The 6,339-nt window shown below is 66.6% G+C and carries 8 protein-coding genes; 3 read left to right on the top strand and 5 right to left on the bottom strand.

The window, feature by feature from the left end; genetic code table 11:
- Positions 1–199 precede the first annotated feature (199 nt).
- The 3 genes from AC5P5R_RS21535 to AC5P5R_RS21525 all read right to left on the bottom strand — a co-directional run bounded on the left by AC5P5R_RS21535 (position 200) and on the right by AC5P5R_RS21525 (position 2,961).
- Positions 200–1,240, bottom strand: coding sequence for an aminoglycoside phosphotransferase family protein (locus AC5P5R_RS21535; protein WP_005413140.1), 1,041 nt, complete (start codon positions 1,238–1,240; stop codon positions 200–202).
- Between the two features lie 99 nt (positions 1,241–1,339).
- Positions 1,340–2,374, bottom strand: coding sequence for a DUF418 domain-containing protein (locus AC5P5R_RS21530; RefSeq protein WP_005409361.1), 1,035 nt, complete (start codon positions 2,372–2,374; stop codon positions 1,340–1,342).
- Positions 2,371–2,961, bottom strand: coding sequence for a TetR/AcrR family transcriptional regulator (locus AC5P5R_RS21525; RefSeq protein ID WP_060380029.1), 591 nt, complete (start codon positions 2,959–2,961; stop codon positions 2,371–2,373). Before AC5P5R_RS21525 ends, AC5P5R_RS21530 begins: the two co-directional genes overlap by 4 nt.
- Before the next feature lie 143 nt (positions 2,962–3,104).
- Between AC5P5R_RS21525 and AC5P5R_RS21520 the strand changes: the two genes are divergently transcribed.
- Positions 3,105–3,530 (top strand): DoxX family protein, encoded by a 426-nt coding sequence (locus AC5P5R_RS21520; RefSeq protein ID WP_060380028.1) that lies wholly within the window; start codon positions 3,105–3,107, stop codon positions 3,528–3,530.
- On the opposite strand, the gene AC5P5R_RS21515 is transcribed toward AC5P5R_RS21520, so the two are convergent.
- Entirely contained in the window at positions 3,503–4,306 is an 804-nt protein-coding gene (locus AC5P5R_RS21515) for an APH(3')-II family aminoglycoside O-phosphotransferase (RefSeq protein ID WP_062606334.1), read from the bottom strand. The two genes, AC5P5R_RS21520 and AC5P5R_RS21515, sit on opposite strands and share 28 nt — an antisense overlap.
- A gap of 41 nt (positions 4,307–4,347) precedes the next feature.
- Entirely contained in the window at positions 4,348–4,851 is a 504-nt protein-coding gene (locus AC5P5R_RS21510; RefSeq protein ID WP_065184103.1) for a DUF2938 domain-containing protein, read from the bottom strand.
- 55 nt (positions 4,852–4,906) lie between these two features.
- Between AC5P5R_RS21510 and AC5P5R_RS21505 the strand changes: the two genes are divergently transcribed.
- Together AC5P5R_RS21505 and AC5P5R_RS21500 are read left to right on the top strand one after the other, a co-directional pair.
- Entirely contained in the window at positions 4,907–5,572 is a 666-nt protein-coding gene (locus AC5P5R_RS21505; RefSeq protein ID WP_005409356.1) for an ArsR/SmtB family transcription factor, read from the top strand.
- A gap of 14 nt (positions 5,573–5,586) precedes the next feature.
- Positions 5,587–6,315, top strand: a complete 729-nt coding sequence (locus AC5P5R_RS21500) for a GNAT family N-acetyltransferase (RefSeq protein WP_012479997.1) — start codon at positions 5,587–5,589, stop codon at positions 6,313–6,315.
- Positions 6,316–6,339 lie beyond the last annotated feature (24 nt).

The raw sequence follows: 6,339 nt of genomic DNA, 5'->3' as shown, positions 1-6,339 counted from the left end.
TGCTCGACTATGGACGGTCAAACGGGCATTTTTATGGTGGTTCATCCGGGCTCTTTGGGGTCTGGAGAGGTGTGGTAACCACCATTTTCCAAAGATGTCCCGGATGAACAACGTACAGAGAGATCACAGTTAGTCGACTGCTTTTCGTTCGGAGCGGGCAGAAACCGCGCTGCGCGCGATAGTCGACTAACAGTCGACTCTACCCGGGGCGATCCTGGCAACGGCCTGGAACCTGATCCAGCGCGCGATATACCCGCTCCGCCGCATCGAACACATTGCCCGGTGCGAACTGCTCCCCCAGGTAGTGCAGTGACTGCCGGCGCAACTGCGGCGATCGGTCCTCCCCGTCACTGCCCAGCAGCACCTGCTGGAACTCGATCAGGTCCTGCAGAATGCGCCAGTGCCGGTACCAGGCGATCCAGCGCGGATCACCGCGGTCGCTGCCGTAGCCCTCCTCGAACCCCAGTGGATTCTCGCGACCCCAGCGCCCGCCAACAGCGGCACCGATGAACATCAGGTCACGCTCGCGCGGGGCCAGTGACAGACCATCCCAATCGATCAGGTGCAGGCCCCCGTCATTGCCCATCAGCAGGTTGCCGGCATGCAGATCGGTGTGGCACAGATGCAGGTCTACCGGCGCGTCCTGCAACGCCGCTAGCAGCTCCCGTGCCTGCGCATGCAGCGCCGCGATGCGCGCATGCTGCTGGTCCCATACCGAAACGAATGCGCGGCCCAGCCCGTCCTTCGCGGCCGCCAGGCCCTCGCCGGCCAACCATTGCCCGACGGTCTCCAGCGCCGCGGTTTCCAGCCGTACGATCGGCAGTGCCTGCTGCAGTTCCGCCGGCAACTGCGCGCCATGCAGGCGCCGCAGCACCTCCCCCAGCCGTTTCCACTGCGTGCGGCTCAACGCCGCCTCGAACCCGGACTGGCCTTCCACATACGGGAACAGGGTGAACTGCAATCCCCAGCGCTGCACAGACGCACCACCGGTCAACGCCGGCCACGGCGCGACGATCTCATCGATACCCAGCGTGCCGCGCATCCAATGCAGGCTGTCCCACACCGCTGGGGCGACCTGGTAGGTACGGCATTTCAACCACCACTGCCCGTGCCGCGCATCGACGCGATACACGCTGGCATTGGCGTCGGCGCCCACCGGGCGTGGCACCACGGCGGTGGGGGTGATGCCATAGGATTGTTGCAGGACTTCGCCGAGATGCTGCGCCGAAGCGAATGACATGGATGCAAGCAGAAAGTGTTACCTGCCACCACTATCGCAGATGCGTTCGCCGCGGCACAGACATGTCCGTCACAACATCGCTTCAGCACCACCAGGGAACTAGCCTGCGATGCGCCGCATCACCGTCTCCAGCGGGCCGCGTGCGAACTGCCACGACCATAGCCAGGCCGCGCCCGTCGCCAGCATCAGGAACAGCAGCGCCCACAGCAGCACCGATGCGAGCGACGCGCTGCCATCGAGCAGGCCCAGGCTTTCCAGCGTGCCCATGCCCAGCAGGATGTGGCCCACATACAGGGTCAGGGTCATGCGTCCGGCCGCGGTGAACGGCTCCAACCAGTCACCCGGTCGCACACGCGCCAGCCACAGGCAGGCGGCGATGACACTGCAGGCCGCACCCGCGCCCGTAAGCACATAAGCCGGTCCCGGCGGCATCGGCTGCGTTCCCAGCCACACCTGCCAGGACGTTCCCTGCGCAAGCTGCTGCACGCCATGTCCAGCCCCGATCAGCAGCAGCCCCAGCACCAGCAATGCATGCTGTACCCGCGGCTGCGACAACTGAAGCCGTGCCAGAAGCATCCCCAGCAGGAAGAAGCACAGCCACGGCATCAACGGGTGGAAGCCATTGAACAGCAGGTTGCGGGCCGCGCCCGGCCATTGCCACAGGCCGGCATATTCCAGCGTCTGCCAGTTCCAGCCTTCGCTGTAGTTCAAGTGCAGCAGCGCCCAGAACGAACAGGCGGCAATGGCCACGATGCTGGTCAGCAGCACGCGCGGCGAGGCACGCAGCCACACCACGGCCAGCGCGAAATACACCGCGTAGTAGTGCAGGATGTCGGCCGGGAACAGGCTCAGGTTGAGCAGGCCCAGCGCCAGCAGGAACAGCGCGCGCCTCATGGTCTGCACGCTGGCGGGCCACCACCCTTGCCGCTGCGTGGCCAACACCAGGCCCAAGCCAGCCAGCGTAACGAACGTCGCCGAAGCCTTGCCTTCCAGAAAGTGGAAGAAGCCTGCCAACCATCCGGCGCCCTCTGCCGGCACGGCCATCGCCAGGCGGAAGTTGACCAGCACCATGCCGGCCAAGGCCAGGTAGCGCGCCAGATCAAGGCCGTGCAATCGCCGGTCAACGGCACTCATGCGCGCGCCCCGAGCAGCAGCGCGAGCAGGCCAAGATCCAGCGATGCCTCATCGCCTTCACCGGCTTCGCCCAGCCCCCGACGCAGTGCATCGCTTTCAATGGCATCCAGCAGCACCTGCGCCTGCAATGCGGGGGCCAACACGGGACGCCGGCGTTCGCGCTGTGCCACCTGCTGCAGCGCTTCGGCCAGGGCCGCCTGCAACTGCCTGCGATTGGCCGCAAATGCCTCGGCTACGGCCGGATTGCGTGCGCTCTCGGCCAGCACTTCGACGGCGAGCGTCGCCCATTCCGGCTGCCGGCACAGTGCGTGGAAGTCCCGAAGGAAAGCCAGCACCTGTGCGCGCTCGCCTTCGGACGCGGCCAGTCGCTGCAGCAACGGTGCCAGCTCTTCGCTCTCAGCCACCGCCACGGCAAGGATGATCGCTTCCTTGCCCGGGAAGTGGTTGTAGAGATTGCCCAGGCTGACACCGGCCGCCTGCGCGATGTCACGCATGCTGGTCTGGTGGAATCCCTTCGCGAGGAAGCACTGCAGGGCGGCCTGCAGGATCTGCGCGATGCGTTGCTCGTTGCGGTCGGCTCGGCTCATGGCGCGAATAGTGAACGAACGTTCGTCCAATTAAAAGGCAACAACCCGACCACCATCGGGCTTCGTTCAGCCAGCCTTGACCTCAACCGCTGTTGAGGCCCGATGCTGCCCGGCCCGCCCAACGCTCAACCCGGAGTTCCTGCATGCCACGGATGATCGCCACCCTGCTCGACAGCCGCGTGCTGTGGTTCCTCGCCCGGCTGCTGCTGGCCGTGGTGTTCCTGTCCTCGGGCCTGGCCAAGCTGCTGGCGTGGGACAACAGCGTGGCCGAAATGCAGGCCGCCGGGCTGCAACCGCCTGTGCTGTTCAACCTCGCCAGCGCCGTGGTGCTGCTGGGCGGCGCACTGTGCCTGCTGCTTGATCGCCTGCTCTGGCTGGGCAGCGGCGCGCTGGCAGTGTTCATGCTGCTGACCATCGTCGTCGTGCATACCTTCTGGACCAAGCACGGCGCGGAACAGCAGCTGGCCCTGTTCTTCGCGCTGGAACATCTGAGCGTGGTGGGTGGCCTGATCTGCGCGGCCATCGCCAGCCAGGCGCGGGCTCAGAAGAATTCGTCAAGCAACCGGTAGAACGCCAGCCGTCGTTCGTCGGCAACCATGCCGTAGCGCTGGAACAACGGCGCCACCCAACGCGTGTCGCCGAAGTTGTGGACCAGGCTGCGCGCGGCCAGCGCCAGGTCCTGGTAGCGGTCGGCAACACCCAGTCGCCCACAGTCGATGAAACCGCTGAAACGCCCCTCGACCACCATCAGGTTCGGCAGGCAGGCATCGCCATGGCTGACCACCAGGTCTTCATGATCGGGCCGGGTGCTGCACAGTTCAGCGAAGACCTGCTGCGGACTCTGGCCCAGGCGTTCGTCATCGAAGTCATCTGCATCCACCAACCCCGCCTCGACCCGTGCCTGCGCGGCTTGCAGTCGCAAGTGCAGTCGCTGGTCAAACGGACAGGCTGCCAGCGGCAACGCATGCAGCCCGCGCAGCGCGTCGGCCAGCAGTTCCACCAGCTGCTGCGGCGCGAGTTCCGGCGACGAAGCCAGGTCGCGGCCGGGCAGCGCGCTCATCAGCAACCAGCGCCGGCCCGCTTCTTCGGCGGTGGCAATTACCGTTGGTACCGGTTGTCCCTGTTCCTGCAGCCAGCGCAGGCGCGCGATCTCATCACCGAGCTCACTGAAGGCGTCGATCACTTCCGACTTCACGAAGGCATCGGCCTGCCCCGGCCGTTGCACACGGGCTACATCCGCGCGCGACACGCCGATCGACTGCCGCTCGATGCGCGCATCGGCCAACGTTTCCTGCCATGCCCACGGTAGCGGCATGCCATCAGCGAAGGGATCAGGTGCTTCCATGCCGGGGTGTTCCTGTTGCCGGTGACCCCACCGATTTTCGCTCACCCTGCACGAACCGCGGCCAACAGCAGCGCGGAAAGGTACATGCCCACGCCGAACACGCTGTGCGCCACCAGGCTGCGCAGGCGTGCCTTGCCCGGCGCCGGGGTCTTCGAAGCGGCAATGCCGGCACCCATGCCCGGCTGCAGGATGAAGAACGGCGCGGCAACACTGAGAATGCCGAAGGCCAGCGCCGGCCACAGGGTGGGTGCCTGCACCCAATCGCTCCCTGCCACGGCCAGCAACAACGCCGCGAAAACCACCCCGATCACGTAATGCGCGGTCCAGCCCAGCGCGCGCTCGCCACTGACCGCTGCCGCGCGGCCGATGCCGTCGTGGCGGAAGCGCCCGCGCGGCAGGTGCCCCAGCCAACGGCCCACCATCGCAAAATCCAACGAGGGAATGCCGAACAGCCGCCGCTGCACCACCGCCCACAGGTCCATTACTGCGGTCGCTCCCACGCCGACTACCACCGCATCCATCACGAATGTTGCCTGGCCAGACATATCGCAAACCTTCAATTATTTGCTTGAATGATAGAGCGATGCTAGCGTGCCGCGCATGAACGCTGCAACAGAGCCACCACCCTCACCGCTTGAGGCCTTGGCCGAGATCGCCCGCACGCTCGGCCATGCCCATCGCCTGGCCCTGCTGGAGCACATCGCCCAGGGCGAGCGCGCCGTGGAACGCCTGGCCGAACTGACCGGCCTGTCTGTGGCCAATACCTCCCAGCATCTGCAGCAGCTGCGCCGTGCCGGCCTGGTACAGACCCGCCGTGACGGCAAGCGCATCCTCTATCGCAGCGGTGATGGCCCGCTGGGCAACCTGCTGGCCGCACTGCGCGACTATGCCGACCACCAGCGCAGCGAAATGCACGGCGTGATCCACGACAGCCTGCAGCGCCGCGATGCGCTGGAAGGACTGACCGTGGAGCAGCTGCTGGAACAACGCAGCAGCGTGGTGCTGCTGGATGTGCGGCCGCGCGAGGAATTCGATCTGGGCCACCTGCCCGGCGCGCTGAACATTCCCGTTACGGAACTGCGTGCACGGATGGACGAACTGCCGCGTGCCGTCCACATTGTCGCGTACTGCCGCGGCCCCTACTGCGTGCTGTCCAACGATGCGGTGGCGATGCTGCGCGAGGCCGGACTGACCGCGCAGCGGCTCGCCGCCGGTTACCCCGAATGGAAGGCCGCCGGCCTGCAGGTGGACCTGCCCCGGCACTGAGCGAGACACCGGTCATGGATGATGTGTTTGCCCCGTTGATCGATGCGACCTGGCGCGGCGTGTTCTCCGGGCAGCGCACGCTGCGGGACGATCCACAGCTGCAGTTGGCGTGCAGCGATGATTTCGACGAGGGCGAGGACGGCATGCTGCTGCAGCCGGTCGTGGGCCCCGCTCGCGCACTGTTGCGCCCTGCCCTGGCGGCTCGCCTGCACCTGCACGCGCAACTGCACTGGACGCTGGCACAGCTGCAACAGCGCCTGCAGCAGCTCGGCCAGCGCACGCATGGTGCGGATCGTGTCTTCTACTTCCCTGCCGCAGAACTTGCGGCCCTGGCCGCGCGCCCTGCACCACCACTTATCCGCCGTCTCGACCCGGCCGACGCAGCCGCGTTCGAGGTGTTCCAGGCCAACGCCAGCGAAGAGGATCTCGATGCCGCCTGGGTCGAGCTGGACCACTGGCAGGTGTTCGGTGCCTTCGATGGCGAGCGGCTGGTTGCCGCGGGAAGCATGTACCCGTGGAGCCTGAATCCAGCCCTGGCCGACATGGGCGTGCTGACCCTGCCCGAGGCCCGCGGTCGCGGGCACGCGCGCCAGCTGGTACACGCCATGGCCGTGTCCGCGCAGGCGGCAGGGCTGCAGCCTCAGTACCGTTGCCAGCTCGACAACACCGCCTCGATCATTACCGCCGAGCGCAGCGGCCTGCGCGCGTTCGCCGACTGGGACACCATTCTGGCTGCCGACTGAGGCCGCCGCAGTACAACAAGGAAG

Source organism: Stenotrophomonas sp. YJH_SMC_19, assembly GCF_059367915.1.
This window is presented reverse-complemented; position numbering and strand designations above follow the sequence as displayed.

Bases quoted from the DNA above. Each gene is read 5' to 3' on its own strand.
- AC5P5R_RS21535 (WP_005413140.1), bottom strand. From the start codon at position 1,240: ATGTCATTCGCTTCGGCGCAGCATCTCGGCGAAGTCCTGCAACAATCC.
- AC5P5R_RS21505 (WP_005409356.1), top strand. From the start codon at position 4,907: ATGAACGCTGCAACAGAGCCACCACCCTCACCGCTTGAGGCCTTGGCC.
- AC5P5R_RS21525 (WP_060380029.1), bottom strand. From the start codon at position 2,961: ATGAGCCGAGCCGACCGCAACGAGCAACGCATCGCGCAGATCCTGCAG.
- AC5P5R_RS21510 (WP_065184103.1), bottom strand. From the start codon at position 4,851: ATGTCTGGCCAGGCAACATTCGTGATGGATGCGGTGGTAGTCGGCGTG.
- AC5P5R_RS21520 (WP_060380028.1), top strand. From the start codon at position 3,105: ATGCCACGGATGATCGCCACCCTGCTCGACAGCCGCGTGCTGTGGTTC.
- AC5P5R_RS21500 (WP_012479997.1), top strand. From the start codon at position 5,587: ATGGATGATGTGTTTGCCCCGTTGATCGATGCGACCTGGCGCGGCGTG.
- AC5P5R_RS21515 (WP_062606334.1), bottom strand. From the start codon at position 4,306: ATGGAAGCACCTGATCCCTTCGCTGATGGCATGCCGCTACCGTGGGCA.
- AC5P5R_RS21530 (WP_005409361.1), bottom strand. From the start codon at position 2,374: ATGAGTGCCGTTGACCGGCGATTGCACGGCCTTGATCTGGCGCGCTAC.